Origin of the sequence: Pseudomonas siliginis (genome assembly GCF_024072275.1) — a bacterium.
GTDB classification, from domain to species: Bacteria; Pseudomonadota; Gammaproteobacteria; order Pseudomonadales; family Pseudomonadaceae; genus Aquipseudomonas; species Aquipseudomonas siliginis.
In genome coordinates this window covers 5,366,095-5,382,922 of the sequence record NZ_CP099598.1, presented here as the reverse complement: position 1 = coordinate 5,382,922, position 16,828 = coordinate 5,366,095, and the positions used below count along the sequence as shown (strand labels likewise).

The window sequence follows — 16,828 nt, the reverse complement described above, 5'->3', positions numbered from 1 at the left end:
GATCGCTCAGATAGTCGAGCTTCCGGCCGTTATAGAGACCGTGTGTGATCTGGATCACATTGTGTGGGCTTGGCCGCACTTTGCAGGCACAATGCCATCTCTTTGCTATGACGGGTCGGAGCTTACCCTTGCCGCGTTCTTCCGCTGTACGTTTCAGCCATTTCCTGCCATCACTGCTGTTGTTGCTTGCGGGGCTGGCGGCTGCGTACGTCAAAGACCTCAGCGTATTCTTCACATCGCTGTTCAACGTCCTGCCGACATTGGTTCTGCTCCTCGGTGGCGCGTATTGCGCGGTGTATCGACGTCAGCGCGAACTGTTTCTGATGCTCACGGTGTACATCGCCTACTTTCTGCTGGACACCCAGACAGATTTCTACCGCGACAACGGCAAGGTCCGCGAAGACGCTGCGGTGGTGTTTCATCTGGTCTGCCTGCTGCTGCCGTTGTTGTTCGGATTATTCGCCGCATGGCAGGAACGTACCCATCTGTTTCAGGACATGGTCGCGCGCTTTGCCGTGCTGCTGGCATTTGGCAGCGTGGCGTTGGGACTGGAGCAAAGTTACCCACAGGCGCTGCTGCTGTGGTTGTCGGAGATCCGCTGGCCGGCGCTGCATGGGGCATGGATGAGTCTCATCCAGTTGTCCTATCCGGTGTTCATTTCGGCCTTCCTGCTTCTGGCCTGGCAATACTGGCGCAACCCGCGCCCGTTGCACGCGGCGCAACTGGTTGGCTTGCTCGGTGTGTTCTGGATGCTGCCGAAGACCTTCATTCTGCCGTTCACCCTGAACATCATGTGCAGCCAGGTGATGCTGATGATCGCCGCCGCCGTTGCGCATGAGGCCTATCAAATGGCCTTCCGCGACGAGCTCACCGGCCTGCCGGGACGACGTGCGCTCAACGAGCGCATGCAGCGTCTGGGGCGCAACTATGTGCTGGCGATGAGCGACGTCGATCACTTCAAGAAATTCAACGACACCCATGGCCACGATGTCGGTGACCAGGTGCTGCGCCTGGTCGCCAGCAAGCTGTCGAAAATCAGCGGTGGCGGTAGGGCGTATCGCTACGGCGGTGAGGAATTTGCCTTGGTGTTCGCAGGCAAGACCCTTGAGGAGTGCATGCCGCACCTGGAAGTGATCCGTGAATCGATTGCGTCTTACAGCATTCAGTTACGCAACCAGGAAAACCGCCCGCAGGATGATCAGCAAGGTCGCCAGCGGCGCAGCGGTTCCGGGGCTTCGGCGGTGTCGGTGACGGTGAGTATCGGCGTCGCCGAACGTGTCGAGCAGCGCACCCCTGAAGAAGTGCTCAAGTCCGCCGACCAGGCGTTGTACAGCGCCAAGGGCGCGGGGCGTAACTGTGTCATGGCATTCGGGCAGAACCGCCGTGGCGCGGTGCGCATGGACGCTGCTGCGGGTTGAGTGATGACGGCGCATTCAGCGCCTGCACAGTGATTGTCGCGCGTGGTGGCCAGCAGTAGGTTGAACAAATCTGCTGACGGAGAAGCCACCATGCCCGAGTACAAAGCTCCCCTGCGCGACATGCGCTTTCTGATCGATCACGTCTTCGACTTCCATACCAACTACGCCACTCTCGGCGCGCATGACGCCAGCCCGGACATGATCAGCGCGATCCTCGAAGAAGGCGCGAAGTTCTGCGAGAACGTGCTGGCCCCGCTCAATCGCAGCGGCGACGAAGAGGGCTGCCATTTCGACAACGGCGTGGTGACAACGCCTACAGGCTTCAAGCAGGCCTTCGCACAATATGTCGAGGGCGGCTGGCACGGTTTGGCGGCTGATCCGGCTTACGGTGGCCAAGGGTTGCCGAGTTCGCTGGGGCTGGTGATCAGCGAGATGGTCGGCTCCAGCAACACGTCCTGGGGCATGTACCCCGGCCTGACCCACGGCGCGATGTCGGCGATCCACGCCCACGGCACCGCCGAGCAGAAAGACACCTACCTGAGCAAACTCACCGCTGGCCAGTGGACCGGCACCATGTGCCTGACCGAAGCGCACTGCGGCACTGATCTGGGCATCATCAAGACTCGCGCGGTGCCCCGGGCCGACGGCAGCTACGCGATCACCGGCAGCAAGATTTTCATCTCCGCTGGTGAGCATGACCTGAGCGACAACATCATCCATCTGGTCCTGGCCAAGCTGCCGGACGCACCGGCCGGAACCAAGGGCATTTCCCTGTTTATCGTGCCCAAGTTTCTGCCCGATGCAGCAGGCGAAGCGGGTGAGCGCAACGGCGTTTCCTGTGGCTCGATCGAGCACAAGATGGGCATCAAGGCTTCTGCTACGTGCGTGCTGAATTTCGATGCCGCCACGGGTTACCTGATCGGCGAGCCGAACAAGGGCCTCAACTGCATGTTCACCATGATGAACCACGCGCGGCTTGGTACTGGCATGCAGGGTCTGTGTCTGGGCGAGGCGAGTTTTCAGGGTGCGATCAAGTACGCCAACGACCGCCTGCAGATGCGCGCGCTGACCGGCGCCAAGGCCCCGGAAAAACCTGCCGATCCGATCATCGTCCACCCCGATGTGCGGCGCATGTTGCTGACCATGAAAGCCTTCAACGAAGGCAACCGCGCGCTGACCTATTTCACCGCGCAGATGCTCGACGTCGCGCACCTGAGCAGCGACGCCGAGGCGCGTCAGGAGGCTGAAGACCTGTTGGCGTTCCTCACGCCGATCTGCAAGGCGTTCATGACCGACACCGGGCTGGAAGTGACCAATCACGGCATGCAAGTATTCGGCGGCCACGGCTTCATTCGTGAGTGGGGCATGGAGCAAATGGTGCGCGATTGCCGGATTGCGCCGATCTATGAGGGCACCAACGGCATTCAAGCGCTGGACCTGCTTGGGCGCAAGGTGCTGGGCAGTCAAGGCAAGCTGCTGCGGGGCTTTACCAAAATCGTCCACAAGTTCTGCGCAGCGAACGCCGACCACGCGCAATTGGGCAGCTTCGTCGCGCAACTCAACGGGCTCAACCAACAGTGGGGCGACCTGACCATGAAGGTCGGCATGGCGGCCATGAAGAACCCGGACGAAGTCGGCGCCGCATCGGTGGATTACCTGATGTACAGCGGATACATCATCCTGGGCTACCTGTGGCTGCGCATGGCGTTAGTTGCGCAGGCACAGTTGGAGGCGGGCGAGGGTGAGGCTGATTTCCTCAAGGGCAAACTGGCGACGTGCGAGTTCTACTTCAAGCGTTTGTTGCCGCGTACGGCTGCGCATCAGGCAGCGATCGAGGCGGGCAGTGATTGTTTGATGAATTTGCCGGCGCAGGCGTTTGCTTTGTAGGGCAGATCGAAAGATCGCGGCGATCTTTTTCCGGTGACTAAAAATAACAAATCAGTCACCGGTTGACCCTATGTGTCGCAAAAGTTGTTGAGGTACACTCGGGCTCAGAAAATATCATTCCACGAACCACCTGTTTAGATCTTGCGAGGTTTGCCATGGCTGACTACAAAGCGCCGCTGCGCGATATGCGCTTCGTCCTCAATGAAGTGTTCGAAGTCGCCAAACTCTGGGCCGAGCTGCCGGCGCTGGCCGAGACCGTCGACGCCGAAACCGTTGAAGCGATTCTCGAAGAGGCCGGCAAGGTCACCAGCAAAAGCATCGCGCCACTGAGCCGTGCCGCTGACGAGGAAGGTTGCCATTGGGCGGACGGTGCCGTCACCACGCCGGCCGGTTTCCCACAGGCTTATCAGACTTATGCCGAAGGCGGCTGGGTCGGCGTCGGCGGTGATCCGGCCTACGGCGGCATGGGCATGCCCAAAGCCGTGTCGGCGCAGGTCGAAGAAATGGTCAACTCCGCCAGCCTCGCGTTCGGTCTGTACCCGATGCTGACCGCCGGCGCCTGCCTGTCGATCAATGCCCATGCCAGCGAAGAACTGAAAGCTGCGTACCTGCCGAACATGTACGCCGGCATCTGGGCCGGTTCCATGTGCCTGACCGAGCCGCACGCGGGCACCGATCTGGGGATCATTCGCACCAAAGCCGAACCTCAGGCCGACGGTTCCTACAAGGTCAGCGGCACCAAGATCTTCATCACCGGCGGCGAGCACGACCTCACCGAAAACATCATTCACCTGGTACTGGCCAAGCTGCCTGACGCGCCGGCCGGTCCAAAAGGTATTTCGCTGTTTCTGGTGCCGAAGTTCATGGTCAATGCCGACGGCAGCCTTGGTGCGCGTAACCCGGTCAACTGTGGCTCGATCGAGCACAAGATGGGCATTCAGGCCTCGGCGACCTGCGTGATGAACTTCGACGAAGCCGTGGGTTATTTGGTCGGCGAGCCGAACAAAGGCCTGGCGGCGATGTTCACCATGATGAACTACGAGCGCCTGGGCGTTGGTATTCAAGGCCTGGCCACGGGCGAGCGCTCTTATCAGAACGCTGTTGAATACGCGCGCGATCGTCTGCAGAGTCGTTCGCCGACCGGTGCGCAGAACAAGGACAAAGTCGCTGACCCGATCATTGTTCACCCGGACGTGCGGCGCATGCTGCTGACCATGAAAGCCTCGAACGAAGGCGGCCGTGCGTTCTCCACGTATGTAGCGATGCAACTGGACACCGCCAAGTTCAGTGAAGACGCGACCACCCGCAAGCGCGCGGAAGATCTGGTGGCGTTGCTGACGCCGGTGGCGAAAGCCTTCCTGACCGACCTGGGTCTGGAAACCACTGTCCACGGCCAGCAGATTTTCGGCGGCCACGGCTACATCCGCGAGTGGGGCCAGGAGCAACTGGTGCGTGACGTGCGCATCACCCAGATCTACGAAGGCACCAACGGTATTCAGGCGCTGGACCTGGTCGGGCGCAAGATCGTTGGCAGTGGCGGCGCGTTCTACCAGCTGTTCGCTGACGAGATCCGCCATTTCACCGCAACCGCCAGTGCTGATCTGGGCGAGTTCACCAAGCCGTTGAACGATGCCGTCGACACCCTCGACGAGTTGACCGCGTGGCTGCTGGACCGGGCGAAAAACAATCCGAACGAAATCGGCGCGGCCTCGGTCGAATATTTGCAAGCGTTCGGCTACACCGCTTACGCCTACATGTGGGCGTTGATGGCCAAAGCCGCGCTGGGCAAGGAAGCGCAGGAGGATTTCTACGCGAGCAAGCTGGGCACCGCGCGCTTCTATTTCGCCCGTCTGCTGCCGCGTATCCACTCGTTGAGCGCGTCGGTCAAGGCCGGTAGCGAGTCGCTGTTCCTGCTGGATGCGGCACAGTTTTGATCCTGTAGACGTCATGTAAGCATTTGCTTACGTGACGTGCTGCTGTTCTCCCATATCCGTATATTGGATCCACGGCTAATCTACATTTCATGGACGTCGCGCAGGAAGCGCAAAGTAAACAACACGGACACGTAGGATTCTGCCAGGGTGGCGGAGTGAAATGGATGTCAGGGAAACAGTCTGCAAAGCCCCGCTTCGGCGGGGTTTTCTTTTGCCTGAAGAAAAGTTTCAGGCGAGCGGATCGAGGGGCTGCTTGGTTTCGCGATCGATCACCTCTTCAAGCAATGTCCGCAGCAATGCCAACGAGGCCTGCTGGCGTTGCACATCACGGCACACTAGGCCAACTTGCAACGGCACCCGTGGTTCGCTCAGCGGTTTCCATAGCAGATCTTCATCGTCATATTCCTTTTGCGAACGTCCCGGCAGCACCGTTGCCAGCCTGGTGTGCGGCAGGCTATCGAGAATCCCCAGCATAGTGTTCAACTCGGCCTGCACCTGCGGGCGTCGTCCGAGGCTGGTCAGTTGTGCCTGCCAGATCTGTCGGATCTGGAACTCTTCGCCGAGCAGCAACATGGGCAGCTCAGCAGCCTGGCGCATCGAGACCTTCTTGAACTCGCGCAAGGGATGGTCCGCCGGGATGACCAGCGTCAGTTCATCTTCGTACAGCAACACACCGTGCAGACCGGGTTGGCGCGGTGGCAGATAGCTGATGCCGATGTCCAGGGAACCATTGAGCAGACGCCGTTCGATTTCCAGCCCGGTCAGTTCATAGATTTGTACCACCAGATGCGGCTGCGCCTTGCGCACACGCTCGAGCATCTGCGGCACGAGGCTGGTGTGCACCGTTTGCAGCACACCAATGGCCAGTGTGCGCAATGCCTGACCCTTGAAACTACCCAACGCCTCGCGCGCCCGCTGCAAGCCATCGAGCAATGGCAACGCGTGGTTGTACAGCGTATGCGCAGCGAGGGTCGGCAGCAGGCGTTTACTGCTGCGTTCGAACAGGGTTACGTCGAGGTTCTGCTCCAGCTGACGGATCTGTTGCGACAGCGCCGGTTGCGAGATCGACAAGCGCTCAGCCGCACGGCCGACATGGCCTTCTTCGTAGACCGCGACGAAATAACGCAGTTGTTTGAAATCCATAAGTAGCGCTTATCGAAATGGCTGGGAAATCGAAATGGCCTGAAGCCGTTTGCGCGCCTAGTCTAATCGCATTCACAAGGCTTGCAGGGCCAGAAAGCGTGACGAATTCCATTTGCTTCGTTCGTGATTACATAGGCAGTTCAAAAAACCTCCAGCGAGGTTTTTCCGCATGAATCTGTTCAGTTTGCGGCGCCAGACGCCGAGTCTGGATGACCTCTGCTTCGAGGCGGGGCCATCCGCTATGACCGACCATCTCAATGCCCAACGCCTGATGCCCAGCGTCGATCGGCCGCAACAAGTGTTCGTTCGCGGCCAGGGTTCATGGCTATGGGACAGCAACGATCGCGCCTACCTCGACTTTTCCCAGGCCGGCGGCGCCAACAGCCTTGGCCACAGCCCCACGGCGCTGGTCAAGGCCATCGCCAATCAGGCCCAGGCGCTGATCAATCCAGGCTTCAATCTGCGTAATCGCGGCATGCTCAGCCTCGCCGAACGTTTGTGTGCCAGCACGTCCAGCGATCAGGCGTACCTGCTCAACAGTAGCAGCGAGGCTTGTGAGGCGGCGATCAAACTGGCGCGCAAATGGGGGCAGCTGCATCGCGGCGGCGCCTCGCGGATCATCATGGCTGAGCAGGGTTGTCATGGCCGCAGTCTGGCGACGATTGATCGAGTGCCATTCAACGACCTGCCGGCGCTGCATGCGGCGGTGGACGCGCAGACCGTGGCGATCATGCTGGAGCCGATCCAGAGCGATGCCGGGGTCATTCCCGCGACCGAGCATTACCTCAAAGGGGTCGAACGACTGTGCCGTGAACTGGGCATTCTGCTGATTCTCGACGAAGTGCAGACTGGCATCGGCCGCTGCGGCAGCTTGCTCGCCGAACAGTCCTACGGCATTCGCGGCGATATCGTCGTGCTCGGCAAAGGCCTTGGCGGCGGCTTGCCATTGGCGGCTTTGCTGGCGCGGGGCACGGCCTGCTGTTTCGGCGTTGGCGAATTGTGCGGCACTCATCACGGTAATGCACTAATGACGGCGGCCGGTCTGGTAGTGCTCGACAGCATCCATGACCGCAGCTTTCTCCAGCAGGTTAACGACAGCGGCCAGCATTTGCGCGAAGGCCTTGCGCGACTGGCGCACCGCTACGGCCACGGCGAGTTGCGCGGCCAAGGCCTGTTTTACGGGTTGACGCTGTCCGAGGAATGCGCCGACGCCGTCGTCCATGCCGCACTTCACGAAGGCCTGATATTGAACGCCGCGCAGCCTGACTGCCTGCGCTTCACCCCGGCCCTCACTGTCAGCAAAGCCAACATCGACGAAATGCTCCTGCGCCTGGGCCGCGCCTTCTCGCGAGTGCGCACCGCCCAAGTGCAATGTCGCAAGGGCATTGCCGTGTGAGCTGAGCAGCCCCAACCGATTACTCGAACCGTCTCGCGGTATAACGCACGCCCCACGCCTGATTCTTTTGGCGTGGGGCGTTTTTTTTGTGGCCGGGTTTTACAGACGTGATTTAGAGCTTGAGGGATCGTACCGTGGATGGTCTTTTAGAGAATGCCAGCAAGGGATGCGGCTACGGCCTGATCGGTATCACCGAAAAAGCCGTTTTGCGATCTGTACCACTAGGTGGTATGTTTTTGGAAGGGATACCTATGCCATTGAGGCTGTTCAAGACCAAACGCTTCGCCCTCCAGGCCAGTAGGGCGTGGATCACAGATGAAGAGTTGCAAGAGGCGTTTCACCAGATGCTTCAGGGACAGGCGGACAATCTTGGCGGAGGCGTGTGGAAGAAGCGCTTGAAGGCGAACCGTCACCGTTCGATTGTTTTGGCAAAAGGTGGACGTCACTGGATCTACCAAGTGCTTTTCGCCAAGCAGGATCAAAGCAATATCACGCCAACAGAATTGAAGGATTTACGTAAATTGGCAAAGGTCTATGCGCAACTGACCGAAGCGCAGATCAGCGACTTGTTGGCGATGAAGGAGTTTGTGGAGATATGTCATGAGTAAGAAATTCAAAAGTGAAGTTTTTGAATCGATACACGAATCAGCCGGGGCGTTGCTTGCTGTCGGCGCAATAAACAAGGCAACGATGCGAGAATTCGATGACTCCTGTCTGGCATCGGTTCCCTTGGCGATCCCGGCTGAGGAGATCAAGGCGCTACGCGAGCGTAACAAGGTCAGCCAACCGGTATTTGCACGCTATCTCAACACAAGTGCATCCACGGTGAAGCAGTGGGAATCGGGTGACAAACATCCCAGCGGTATGGCGCTCAAACTACTGAGCATCGTACAAAAACATGGGTTGAAAATTCTCGCTTGAGCCTGACGCAGCTATTGCACTGAACCCTGACGAACGGCGCGTGTCGATTAGCTTGTATGGCTCAAGTGAGCCAACCCCCATTCAGGAGCTGCCCCATGGATTTCATTCGTATCATCATCGCTATTCTGTTGCCGCCACTGGGCGTGTTTCTGCAGGTCGGGTTTGGCGGGGCGTTCTGGCTGAACATTCTGCTGACGCTGTGCGGCTACATTCCAGGGATCGTGCATGCGGTTTATATCATCGCCAAGCGTTGAGTACAGCGGCGTCTGATCAATAGCTATCGCGGGCAAGCCCGCTCCCACAGTGTTATGAGTGATCACAATTTTTGTGTACACCAAATAACCTGTGGGAGCGGGCTTGCCCGCGATTGGAGCTACGCAGTCTCAAAGTGAGGGCTCAGTCAGTTAGCCCCATCACTCGCCGATAAAACGTCCACTCCTGCTCCAGCGCATGTGCCTGGTTGGCCGCGCGGCGAAAGCCGTGGCGTTCATCGGGGTAGTAATGCGCTTCGACCGGGATGCCGTTGTGCTCCAGCGCCGCGACCATGTCGCGGGTCTGTTGCGGCACGACCACCGCGTCCAGTTCACCCTGAAAGAAAATCACCGGCACGCGAATGTTATCGGCGTGCAGCAATGGCGTGCGGGCGGCATAGCGTTCGGCATCTCGCTCGGGATCGCCGATCAGCCAGTCCAGATAATCGCCCTCGAACTTGTGCGTGGCCCGTGCCAGCGCGACCGGATCGCTGACGCCGTAGAGGCTGGCGCCTGCGCGGAAAACCTGCCTGAACGCCAGTGCACACAGCGTTGTGTAGCCACCCGCACTGCCGCCGCGAATGAACGCGCGGTCGCCATCGATCAAACCTTGGCCAGCGAGATAGCTGACCACCGCGCAGGCATCCTCGACATCCACCTCGCCCCAGCGCAGATGCAGCGCTTGGCGATATTCGCGACCATAGCCACTGCTGCCGCGATAGTTGAGGTCGGCGACAGCAAAGCCGCGCTGCGTCCAGTACTGGATGCGCGGGTCGAGTATCGGATAGCACGCCGACGTCGGGCCGCCGTGGATAAACACCACCAGCGGAGGTTTCGCTTCACCGCTCATGGCCGGGTAAAAGAAACCGTGCGCCTCGCCGGAGCCGCTCGGATAACGCAAGGTCTGCGGACGGCTGATGCGTTCGGCAGGCAATGGAGCCACGCCGCCAGCGAGGATTTTCACGGCATGCGACACACGATCAATGGCGATCACTGCCGACGGGCTGGTCGGCGATGCAGCGATGCAATAGATGAATTGTTGATCCATCGCCAAGTGGCGGAAGCGGCTGTAGTCACTGCTGAAATCTTCATTTCCAAGGGCCAGGCGACCGAAACCATCCTCGCTCCAGCTGGCTAAAAATTGATCACCGACAGACAGCCACGTGCAGCCGCCTAGCTGCCACGGCGCGGGAGCGTGATCGGCCGCGGCACTCGGTAGCGCGTGCAAGCCATCGGACGTTTCGCCCCACGGCTGCCAGTAGCCGCCACGGTCCGTCAGGCAACAGAGCCGCCCATCAGCGTCGAATCGCGGCTGCTGGATCGACTCCTCGATCTGCTCACCGGCAACACAGCGAGGCGCAGAAAAATCGCCTTGCGCGACCATCAAGCGCGTCGAGGTCCACGGCTGATGCGGGCGACTCCACTCGATCCACGCCAGCCGCTGGCCATCGGGGCTGAGCGTTGGTGACGCATAAAAATCCGCACCCTCGGCCAGCACCTGTCGCGTACCGGTCGCCAGATCAATTGCCACCAGGCGATGCCGATCCTGCTGCTCTTCAACCGCCAATACCCGGCCAGCGGCGAATTGCAGATCGCCGTAGCGGCAGTCAGTCGACGTCAGCGCGACCGGCTCGCCACCCAGCGCTTGCCGATACAACTGCTGATCCGCTTCATTGACGAAAACCACCCCGTCAGGCGTCAGACAAAACGCACCACCGCCATATTCGTACACGCGGCTACGCACGCTGAAGCCGTCCGGCGTAAGACGTTTCGCTACGCCATCGCGCCAATGCCAGATCCGGCATGCGGCATCCTCGGGGCGGTATTCATTCCAGAACACGCCATGGGCGCCGAGCTGCAGTTCGGCGAAGTCGGTTCCGGCGGCGACGGCTTGGGCTGCGCTGAAAGGCTCAGCCCTTGGCGATGAGGCGTGAGTTTCGTTCATTGCGAAAGGCCAATTGTTCGATGGTTTGAGTGGCGGTCTCGGCTTCTTCGCGGGCCTTGAGGATCACGCCGTGATGTTCGGACTTGCTGCACACCGGGTCGGCGTTACTGGCGTCGCCGGTGAGCATGAACGCCTGGCAGCGGCAGCCGCCGAAGTCTTTTTCTTTCTCGTCGCAAGAGCGGCACGGCTCGGGCATCCAGTCGTAGCCGCGAAAACGGTTGAAGCCGAACGAGTCATACCAGATGTGTTGCATGCTGTGATCGCGCACGTTGGGAAACTGCACCGGCATCTGGCGGGCACCATGGCAGGGCAGGGCGGTGCCGTCCGGGGTGACGGTCAGGAAGATGCTGCCCCAGCCGTTCATGCAGGCTTTCGGGCGTTCTTCGTAATAGTCCGGAGTGACGAAAATCAGCTTGCACGGATGCCCTTCGGCCTCCAGCCTGGCCCGGTATTCGTTGGTGATGCGTTCGGCGCGCACCAGTTGCTCCTTGGTCGGCAGCAGGCCAACACGGTTGAGCTGCGCCCAGCCGTAGAACTGGCAAGTGGCGAGTTCGACGAAGTCGGCCTCCAGCGCAATGCACAGTTCGATAATGCGGTCGATCTTGTCGATGTTGTGCCGATGGGTGACGAAGTTCAGCACCATCGGATAGCCGTGGGCCTTGACTGCGCGAGCCATTTCCAGCTTTTGCGCAAAGGCCTTTTTCGAACCGGCGAGCAGGTTGTTCACTTGCTCGTCGCTGGCCTGAAAACTGATCTGGATGTGATCGAGCCCGGCCTTTTTGAAGTCGCTGATTTTCTGCTCGGTCAGGCCAATGCCGGAGGTGATCAGGTTGGTGTAGAAACCCAGCTGCCGCGCTTCATGGATCAGTTCGGCCAAGTCCTGACGCACCAACGGTTCGCCCCCGGAAAAGCCCAATTGCGCCGCGCCCATCTCCCGCGCTTCGCGGAACACCTTGATCCATTGCTCGGTGGTCAGCTCTTTGCCCTGCTCGGCGAAATCCAGTGGGTTCGAGCAATACGGGCATTGCAACGGGCAACGGTAGGTCAGCTCGGCGAGCAGCCACAGCGGCAGGCCGACTTCAGGTTTTGGCGGGACTTGCACGGACGAATCAGGCAAGTTCGATCCAGTGCTGCGCACGGGCAACCTCCATGAATTGCTCGATGTCGTCACCAAGCTCGGGCACGCCGGGGAACTGCTCTTCGAGTCTGGCAATGATCGCCGCGACATCGCGCTCACCGTCAATCAAGCCGCCGATCAGCGCGGCTGTTTCGTTGAGCTTGATCATGCCTTCCGGGTACAGCAACACGTGGCCTTTTTGCGCCGGCTCGTATTGGAAGCGATAGCCCGGGCGCCAGCTCGGCACTTTGCTGCGGTCGAAACTCATAAGATGATTCCTTTATGCCAGACCCGTTGTTCGGTCACGCTGTGATACGGCGGACGGTTCAGTTCGTAGGCCATGCTCATGGCATCGAGCATGCTCCAAAGAATGTCCAGTTTGAACTGGAGAATTTCCAGCATGCGCTCCTGGCCTTCGCGGGTCTTGTAATGCTCAAGGGTGATTGCCAGCCCATGCTCGACGTCACGCCGCGCCTGACCGAGGCGGGTGCGGAAATATTCATAACCGGCCGGGTCGATCCATGGGTAATGCTGCGGCCAACTGTCCAGACGCGACTGGTGGATCTGCGGCGCGAACAGTTCGGTCAGCGAGCTGCTGGCGGCCTCCTGCCAACTGGCGCGACGGGCGAAGTTGACGTAGGCATCGACGGCGAAACGCACGCCGGGCAGCACCAGTTCCTGGGAGCGCAATTGGTCCGGATCGAGGCCAACAGCCTGGCCCAGACGCAGCCAGGCTTCGATGCCGCCATCTTCCCCGGGTGCGCCGTCGTGGTCGAGCAAGCGCTGAATCCACTCGCGGCGGATTTCCCGATCCGGGCAATTGGCGAGGATCGCTGCGTCCTTCAGGGGAATGTTCACCTGATAGTAGAAGCGGTTGGCGACCCAGCCCTGAATCTGCTCGCGGGTCGCACGGCCTTCGTACATCGCCACGTGGTAAGGGTGGTAGATGTGGTAGTAGGCGCCCTTGGCGCGCAGGGCCGCTTCGAATTCGGCGGGGGACAGCGGGGTGTCGGTCATTGCGGTTCTCCGGGGAACAACCGTTGGATTCTGTGGTGTCTGTCAGGACGTCATCGCTGGCAAGCCAGCTCCCACAGGTTTTGTGTACGCCACAGAGCCAATGTGGGAGCGAGCTTGCTCGCGAAGTGGCCGGTCGCTACAACACGATACTCATGCCGTCGAACGCCACTTCAACATTACGCCGCGCCAGCTCGGCACGCTCCGGCGAATCCTCGTCGAGGATCGGGTTGGTGTTGTTGATGTGGATAAGCACCTTGCGTTGCTCGGGCAACTGCTCCAGCACTTCGAGCATGCCGCCGGCGCCGTTCTGTGCCAGATGGCCCATCTCGCGACCGGTGCGGGTGCCGACGCCACGGCGCTGCATTTCATCGTCATCCCACAGCGTGCCGTCGACCAGCAGGCAATCGCTGCCCGCCATGATTTCCAGCAACGGCGCATCGACCTTGCCCAGTCCCGGCGCGTAGAACAGCTTGCCGCCAGTGTTGAGGTCTTCAACGATCAAACCGATGTTGTCGCCCGGATGCGGATCGAAACGGTGCGGCGAATACGGCGGCGCGGCGCTGCGCAACGGCAACGGGGTGAAACGCAGATTCGGGCAGGCGGCTACGGTGAAGCTCTGGTCGAGCTCGATACGGTTCCAGTCCAGCCCGCCGTTCCAGTGGGTGAGCATCTTGAACAGGGGAAAACCGGTGCTCAGGTCTTCGTGAACCATGTCCGTGCACCACACCTGATGCGGGCAGCCTTCGCGCAGACTGAGCAGGCCGGTGGTGTGGTCGATCTGGCTGTCCATCAGGATGATCGCGCTGATGCCGGTGTCGCGCAGCGCCCGGCCCGGTTGCATCGGGGCGAAGCTTTGCAGTTGCGCGCGGATGTCCGGCGAGGCATTGCACAGCACCCAGTTCACGCCGTCATCGGAAATGGCGATGGACGATTGGGTGCGGGCCTTGGCATTCAGGCTGCCGTCGCGAAAGCCTGCGCAGTTGACGCAGTTGCAGTTCCACTGCGGAAAACCGCCACCGGCGGCCGAACCCAGAATCTGGACGAACATGAACGCTCCATCATTTCAACGCGGAAAATAAAACGCCTCGGCGAGCCGAGGCGTTGCACTGCGATTCTGCGTAGGCAGAACTCAGCGGCTGGCGAAGTACATGGTGACTTCGAAGCCGATACGCAGGTCGGTGTAAGCAGGTTTGGTCCAGGCCATGAGATGTCTCCTTCTGAGGGTTGGGATAGCGCTATCCATAGTTATAGTCCACGGCAGCGCGGTGATGTTCCAATTAGTTAGGCGGCTATGTTACTCAAAATTTCAACGCCGTGACCCGTGAATCTTTGAGAAAGCTCCTTGCAGCCTCGGTAATGATCAGTTTGCCGCTTGCCACGGTGTGCCCGGCATCGATTCATTGGCCAGGCAATGCCAGCCACCCTCGGCATTGATCAGGCGCTGCGCAGCGGCCAGCAAAGCCTGGCGATCGAGTTGCCGGATCGCCGTGACCAACTGCTCCCGGTAATCCGACGAATGGCCGACAGGCTTGCCTTGCCAGAGGAGTTCGGCGGCATCCTTGGTGGACAGTGTGGTGTCGTCGAATTGATCGGCGAGGCTTTGACGCTGTTGCTCGAGGCTTGCTTCATCGAGCGTTTCGATCAACGCGGGAATGCTGTTGAAGAACTCCTGAATGTATTCGAGCAACTTGCCCGCCGGGTTCGTCGGCGATTGCACGCCAAAGACAATCGCGGTCATGCCGTGCAACTGGCGCAGCGCGCTGAACACGGCGTACCCCAATTGCAGCTCGACGCGCAGGCGCTGATAGAAAGGCGTCTGGCACAACTGAGCCAGAAGGCGCCACGCTGCTTCATCAGCGAAGTTGCGGCTGGCTGTCGGGCAGATCAGCAGCAAGGCGTGTTCGCTGGAGGCCGTGTTGATCTGGCTCCAGTGGTACTGGCCTTGGGTGATCGGTGTCACCGGTAGTTGATTGTCCGGTGTGCCGGGAATGCGGCTCAGCGCCAGGCCCAAGGCTGATTGGGTTTGTTGATTAAGGCCTAGAGCGAGGCCGTCCCAGCGCGAAGTTGTCCACAGCTGATTGGCGTCATCGCTGGTTTCAATCGTGGGCAGGGATTTCTCTGGCAACGCTTCGAGTAGTTGGCGGATCGGCATCGACGGTATCTGCACCTCGTCGCGCGGCGAATCGGCGCCGATCATCGTCAGACATTTCAGCGCATGCTCGAGGACGCTGGGCATCGGTTCCTGTAATCCGCTCATTTTCAGCAGGCATTGGTTACCTGCGGCGCTGAAAGACAAGTCCACCCCGGCTTCGGACGCATCCTGTCGGGTCTGGCGCAGACTGCGCTGCAATCTTGCGCGCAGATCGGCGCTGGCCGCGGTCGCGACCTGCCAGCGCAGGTAAATCGCGCCCTCATCGCTGTTGTCCGGCAGGGCCTGGCTGAACTGCATCGGCGATCGCTCGCGACGACTGCGCGAGCGATCCTGGGCGAAGGTGCGCAGGCCACGGTGGGCGCTGGTCTGGCCGCGAATCAGTCCGGCGTTGGCCAGCGGTTCACTGGCGCGCAGGAAAGGGTTGGCGGCGGGCAGGTGCCAATGATCGCTGAAGTTATCCACAACAGCGATTTCGCGGAGGATGTGCTCAAGTGCGGCAGCGCCGGATTCGGACAGGCCGAATGCTTGCTGCTCAATGTCTAAGCGCGCCAGTTGCAACGCGCCGCTGACGTGCTGCTGGCGCTGAAGCAGGGCGGCGTATTCCTCGCGCAACGGCGTCCAGTCCTGCTGGGCGAAGAAGCTCAGCCAGTCCAGCAGGTGTTCGCGAATGGTATCCAGGCGGTCGCCGCCAGCATTGAATTGAAGATGCAGCAGCGCTTGGCCGGCGAACTGGTAGAGCGGCGTGGCTTTCAGGCTGTCAGCCAGATTCTGTTGATGCAGGTATGCGAGCAATCCACCAGGTTTTGCGCTATTCAACCAATGACAGAGAAAAGCCATCGCCTCGGCGGATGACTCGGGCAACGCGTCGAAAGCGAATAACAGGTTCGCGTGAGCGCCGACCTGTTGATAACTGTTCACTGCCAACGGTGGCGGTGCGGCCTGGGCAACTTTATCCCCAATCGGCAACACCGCTGCGAATTGCTGCGCCAGCTCCCGAAGCTCATCGATACTTTGTGGCCCGACCAGACTCAGGCTCATTTGCCCGGTTCGATAAAAGCGCTGATGGAGATCTTTCAGCGCCGACTGAAACCCAGGCGATTCGACCTGCAAGCTGTCCCGATTACCCGCATGAAACCCACGCAGCGGGTGCTCCGCTGGTAAACCTTCATACAAGGCAAACTGCTGTTGCGCTGTCGGATCCTGCGACCAGGCGACAAACTCCGCCTGCAGCACTTCCCGTTCACGCAGTTGATCGTCCCGATTCATCCGTGGCCGGGCGAGCATGTCTGACAGACGCTCGAGCCCCCCGCTGAAGGACGACACAGGCAACTCGAAGAAAAAATCCGTGGTGCGCTCACGGGTGCTGGCATTCACTTGGCCGCCGTGACGTTGCACGTAGGCCATCAGCCCTTCGTCTGTGGGAAAACGCTCGGTGCCGAGAAACAGCAAATGCTCGAGAAAATGCGCCAGCCCCGGCCATGCCAATGGCACGTCATGGCTGCCGGCCGCCACGCGCAACGCGGCAGCGCTGCGCTTGAGACCGGGCACGTGGCGCAGGGTCACGCGCAGGCCGTTGGCCAGGGTTTCAGAGTGGGGGCGGGGATGAGTCGGCGCGGGCATGGGCACTTCCAGAACAGTGAAGTGCCC

The 16,828-nt window shown here is 60.3% G+C and carries 15 protein-coding genes; 7 read left to right on the top strand and 8 right to left on the bottom strand.

Annotation, left to right across the window (positions count from 1 at the left end; all coding sequences use genetic code 11):
- Window positions 1–128 precede the first annotated feature (128 nt).
- From NF676_RS24775 to NF676_RS24765, 3 genes are all read left to right on the top strand, one after another.
- Complete coding sequence (locus tag NF676_RS24775; protein WP_039757672.1) at window positions 129–1,418, top strand: GGDEF domain-containing protein; 1,290 nt, start codon at window positions 129–131, stop codon at window positions 1,416–1,418.
- A gap of 90 nt (window positions 1,419–1,508) precedes the next feature.
- Window positions 1,509–3,305: an acyl-CoA dehydrogenase C-terminal domain-containing protein gene (locus NF676_RS24770; RefSeq protein WP_150636813.1), complete on the top strand. Its 1,797-nt coding sequence runs from the start codon at window positions 1,509–1,511 to the stop codon at window positions 3,303–3,305.
- Window positions 3,306–3,460: 155 nt separating this feature from the next.
- Window positions 3,461–5,239, top strand: coding sequence for an acyl-CoA dehydrogenase C-terminal domain-containing protein (locus NF676_RS24765; RefSeq protein ID WP_252886895.1), 1,779 nt, complete (start codon window positions 3,461–3,463; stop codon window positions 5,237–5,239).
- Between the two features lie 228 nt (window positions 5,240–5,467).
- Here NF676_RS24765 and NF676_RS24760 read toward each other — a convergent pair whose 3' ends face one another.
- Complete coding sequence (locus NF676_RS24760; protein WP_056786630.1) at window positions 5,468–6,382, bottom strand: LysR family transcriptional regulator; 915 nt, start codon at window positions 6,380–6,382, stop codon at window positions 5,468–5,470.
- A gap of 169 nt (window positions 6,383–6,551) precedes the next feature.
- Here NF676_RS24760 and NF676_RS24755 point away from each other — a divergent pair, with 169 nt between their 5' ends.
- From NF676_RS24755 to NF676_RS24740, 4 genes are all read left to right on the top strand, one after another.
- Window positions 6,552–7,778, top strand: coding sequence for an aspartate aminotransferase family protein (locus NF676_RS24755; protein ID WP_252886894.1), 1,227 nt, complete (start codon window positions 6,552–6,554; stop codon window positions 7,776–7,778).
- A gap of 251 nt (window positions 7,779–8,029) precedes the next feature.
- Complete coding sequence (locus tag NF676_RS24750; protein ID WP_056786636.1) at window positions 8,030–8,386, top strand: type II toxin-antitoxin system RelE/ParE family toxin; 357 nt, start codon at window positions 8,030–8,032, stop codon at window positions 8,384–8,386.
- A complete protein-coding gene (locus tag NF676_RS24745; RefSeq protein ID WP_039757682.1) occupies window positions 8,379–8,699 on the top strand; it encodes a helix-turn-helix domain-containing protein in 321 nt (106 codons plus the stop codon). Before NF676_RS24750 ends, NF676_RS24745 begins: the two co-directional genes overlap by 8 nt.
- 95 nt (window positions 8,700–8,794) lie before the next feature.
- A complete protein-coding gene (locus NF676_RS24740; RefSeq protein WP_003228885.1) occupies window positions 8,795–8,953 on the top strand; it encodes a YqaE/Pmp3 family membrane protein in 159 nt (52 codons plus the stop codon).
- A gap of 142 nt (window positions 8,954–9,095) precedes the next feature.
- On the opposite strand, the gene NF676_RS24735 is transcribed toward NF676_RS24740, so the two are convergent.
- The 7 genes from NF676_RS24735 to pqqF all read right to left on the bottom strand — a co-directional run bounded on the left by NF676_RS24735 (window position 9,096) and on the right by pqqF (window position 16,801).
- A complete protein-coding gene (locus NF676_RS24735) occupies window positions 9,096–10,895 on the bottom strand; it encodes a S9 family peptidase (RefSeq protein WP_252886893.1) in 1,800 nt (599 codons plus the stop codon).
- Entirely contained in the window at window positions 10,861–12,033 is a 1,173-nt protein-coding gene (pqqE, locus tag NF676_RS24730; RefSeq protein WP_095181401.1) for a pyrroloquinoline quinone biosynthesis protein PqqE, read from the bottom strand. Before pqqE ends, NF676_RS24735 begins: the two co-directional genes overlap by 35 nt.
- On the bottom strand, window positions 12,005–12,280 hold the full coding sequence (gene pqqD, locus NF676_RS24725) for a pyrroloquinoline quinone biosynthesis peptide chaperone PqqD (protein WP_252884920.1): 276 nt from the start codon (window positions 12,278–12,280) through the stop codon (window positions 12,005–12,007). Before pqqD ends, pqqE begins: the two co-directional genes overlap by 29 nt.
- Complete coding sequence (gene pqqC, locus NF676_RS24720) at window positions 12,277–13,029, bottom strand: pyrroloquinoline-quinone synthase PqqC (protein ID WP_039757691.1); 753 nt, start codon at window positions 13,027–13,029, stop codon at window positions 12,277–12,279. The genes pqqD and pqqC overlap by 4 nt, the downstream gene beginning before the upstream one ends.
- Before the next feature lie 136 nt (window positions 13,030–13,165).
- Window positions 13,166–14,077: a pyrroloquinoline quinone biosynthesis protein PqqB gene (pqqB, locus tag NF676_RS24715; RefSeq protein ID WP_150743541.1), complete on the bottom strand. Its 912-nt coding sequence runs from the start codon at window positions 14,075–14,077 to the stop codon at window positions 13,166–13,168.
- Between the two features lie 81 nt (window positions 14,078–14,158).
- Window positions 14,159–14,233 (bottom strand): pyrroloquinoline quinone precursor peptide PqqA, encoded by a 75-nt coding sequence (gene pqqA, locus NF676_RS24710; protein ID WP_003444522.1) that lies wholly within the window; start codon window positions 14,231–14,233, stop codon window positions 14,159–14,161.
- Window positions 14,234–14,389: 156 nt separating this feature from the next.
- The gene (gene pqqF, locus NF676_RS24705) at window positions 14,390–16,801 is read right to left on the bottom strand and encodes a pyrroloquinoline quinone biosynthesis protein PqqF (protein ID WP_252886892.1); all 2,412 of its coding nucleotides are present in this window, start codon (window positions 16,799–16,801) and stop codon (window positions 14,390–14,392) included.
- Between the last annotated feature and the right edge of the window lie 27 nt (window positions 16,802–16,828).

What these genes read in the sequence shown, in the direction of transcription:
- NF676_RS24770 (WP_150636813.1), top strand. Translation starts at nt 1,509, where the DNA reads ATGCCCGAGTACAAAGCTCCCCTGCGCGACATGCGCTTTCTGATCGAT.
- NF676_RS24765 (WP_252886895.1), top strand. Translation starts at nt 3,461, where the DNA reads ATGGCTGACTACAAAGCGCCGCTGCGCGATATGCGCTTCGTCCTCAAT.
- NF676_RS24760 (WP_056786630.1), bottom strand. Translation starts at nt 6,382, where the DNA reads ATGGATTTCAAACAACTGCGTTATTTCGTCGCGGTCTACGAAGAAGGC.
- NF676_RS24755 (WP_252886894.1), top strand. Translation starts at nt 6,552, where the DNA reads ATGAATCTGTTCAGTTTGCGGCGCCAGACGCCGAGTCTGGATGACCTC.
- NF676_RS24750 (WP_056786636.1), top strand. Translation starts at nt 8,030, where the DNA reads ATGCCATTGAGGCTGTTCAAGACCAAACGCTTCGCCCTCCAGGCCAGT.
- NF676_RS24745 (WP_039757682.1), top strand. Translation starts at nt 8,379, where the DNA reads ATGAGTAAGAAATTCAAAAGTGAAGTTTTTGAATCGATACACGAATCA.
- NF676_RS24740 (WP_003228885.1), top strand. Translation starts at nt 8,795, where the DNA reads ATGGATTTCATTCGTATCATCATCGCTATTCTGTTGCCGCCACTGGGC.
- NF676_RS24735 (WP_252886893.1), bottom strand. Translation starts at nt 10,895, where the DNA reads ATGAACGAAACTCACGCCTCATCGCCAAGGGCTGAGCCTTTCAGCGCA.
- pqqD (WP_252884920.1), bottom strand. Translation starts at nt 12,280, where the DNA reads ATGAGTTTCGACCGCAGCAAAGTGCCGAGCTGGCGCCCGGGCTATCGC.
- pqqC (WP_039757691.1), bottom strand. Translation starts at nt 13,029, where the DNA reads ATGACCGACACCCCGCTGTCCCCCGCCGAATTCGAAGCGGCCCTGCGC.
- pqqB (WP_150743541.1), bottom strand. Translation starts at nt 14,077, where the DNA reads ATGTTCGTCCAGATTCTGGGTTCGGCCGCCGGTGGCGGTTTTCCGCAG.
- pqqF (WP_252886892.1), bottom strand. Translation starts at nt 16,801, where the DNA reads ATGCCCGCGCCGACTCATCCCCGCCCCCACTCTGAAACCCTGGCCAAC.